1 protein-coding gene is annotated in these 1,442 nt (G+C 67.5%); it reads right to left on the reverse strand.

Annotated features, from left to right (window positions below; translation table 11 throughout):
* Positions 1–79: 79 nt before the first annotated feature.
* Positions 80–1,267, reverse strand: a complete 1,188-nt coding sequence (locus ACGFIF_RS44320; protein WP_393163980.1) for an integrase core domain-containing protein — start codon at positions 1,265–1,267, stop codon at positions 80–82.
* Positions 1,268–1,442 lie beyond the last annotated feature (175 nt).

Genomic DNA, 1,442 nt, shown 5'->3' on the forward strand with positions numbered 1-1,442 from the left:
TGTGATGTCTCAGGACATAGGTGACAGTTCTGCATCAGGACATCGGTGACACTCGATGTGTCAGGACATCGGTGACGATTCAGGGGTCTTGGCGTGGGCCGCGGGGCCGGCCGTTGCCGACGTAGGCGATGCCGGGTGCGGGTCGGGTGTGCTCGATGAGGATCTCGCCTTCGAGGTCGGTGACGGTGATCTTGTCGCCGTCGGTGATGACGAGGACCTGCTGGAAGCCTCGTCGCCCGTCGACCATGTACTGGACCTTGTCCAGGTAGAACATGCCGCCGCTGGTCAGCTTCTTGACGACGGTGTCGGGGGGCAGATCAGCTGGCATCGGTGCGGGCCTGGGCCGATGGGTGCTGGGTCGATGGATGCGGGGGCGGGCGATCTGCTCACGGGTGGGGCGGGGAGCCTCGGCCTTCGCGGTGGCCTCCCAGGCGGTCAGAGGTGTGACACGTCCGGGTAGGCCCTGGTGGGGGCGCTGGGTGTTGTAGATGTCGTCGAAGGCGTCGACCTGGGCCTGCAACTGGGCCAGATCGGCGGCCAGCGGCTGCTTGTCGAGGTAGCGGAACAGGGTCTGGTGGAAGCGTTCGTTCTTGCCCTGGGTGGTCGGCTTGTAGGGCTTGCCGGTGATCGGCTCGACCCCCAGGGCCATCACGTGGACGACGAGCTGGCCCAGGAGTCCACGGCGCGACGGGTTGAGCGCGGACCCGTTGTCCGACAGCAGCCGTTGCGGCACGCCATGGGCGGCCACGGCCTTGTCAAACACGACGATCGCCGCCTCGGCGGTCTCGCCCCACGCGACGTGGGAGGCGACCGCGTAGCGGGAGTGGTCGTCGATGAGCTGGAAGATCACGCACCTGCGCCCACCGCTCAGCACGTACTCGGTGGCATCCAGCTGCCAGCAGGCGTTCGGGGCCGGATACACGAACCGGCGCCACGCCGCCCTCGGCTTCTTCCTCGGCTCCAGCCGCGCCACGCCAGCCTCGCGGAAGATCCTGGCCAGCGACGCGACCGAAGGCACAACCCCCAGGCCCACCGCATGCATCTTGTCGTGCACGCTGATCGGCCCGTGGTCCAGCCCGGAAGCCTCTAACGCAGCCCGCACCTGCACCGCCTGGTCCTTGACCTCCTCGCTCAGCCTCGACGGGCTCGACCTCGGGCGTCTGGACCTGGGCTCGAGCACCGCCGCTGGCCCATCGGCCCTGGCGCGCTTGCGCAGCTCGTAGAACGACTTGCGCGAGATGCCGTGCTCGGCGCAGAACGTCGACACCGCGCCGCGTGGCGCGTCGTCAGGCCACTGCGCGATCGCGAGCCGGACACGGGGATCAATGGGTTCATTGGCAGCCACCGCCCGAGCCTCAGTGCGGAAGTGTCACCACCAAGAACCCTCAGAATGTCACCGATGTCCTGATGCAGAACCGTCACCGATGTCCTGCGACATGACA

It is taken from the genome of Kribbella sp. NPDC049174 (assembly GCF_043197365.1).
Lineage (GTDB): Bacteria > Actinomycetota > Actinomycetes > Propionibacteriales > Kribbellaceae > Kribbella.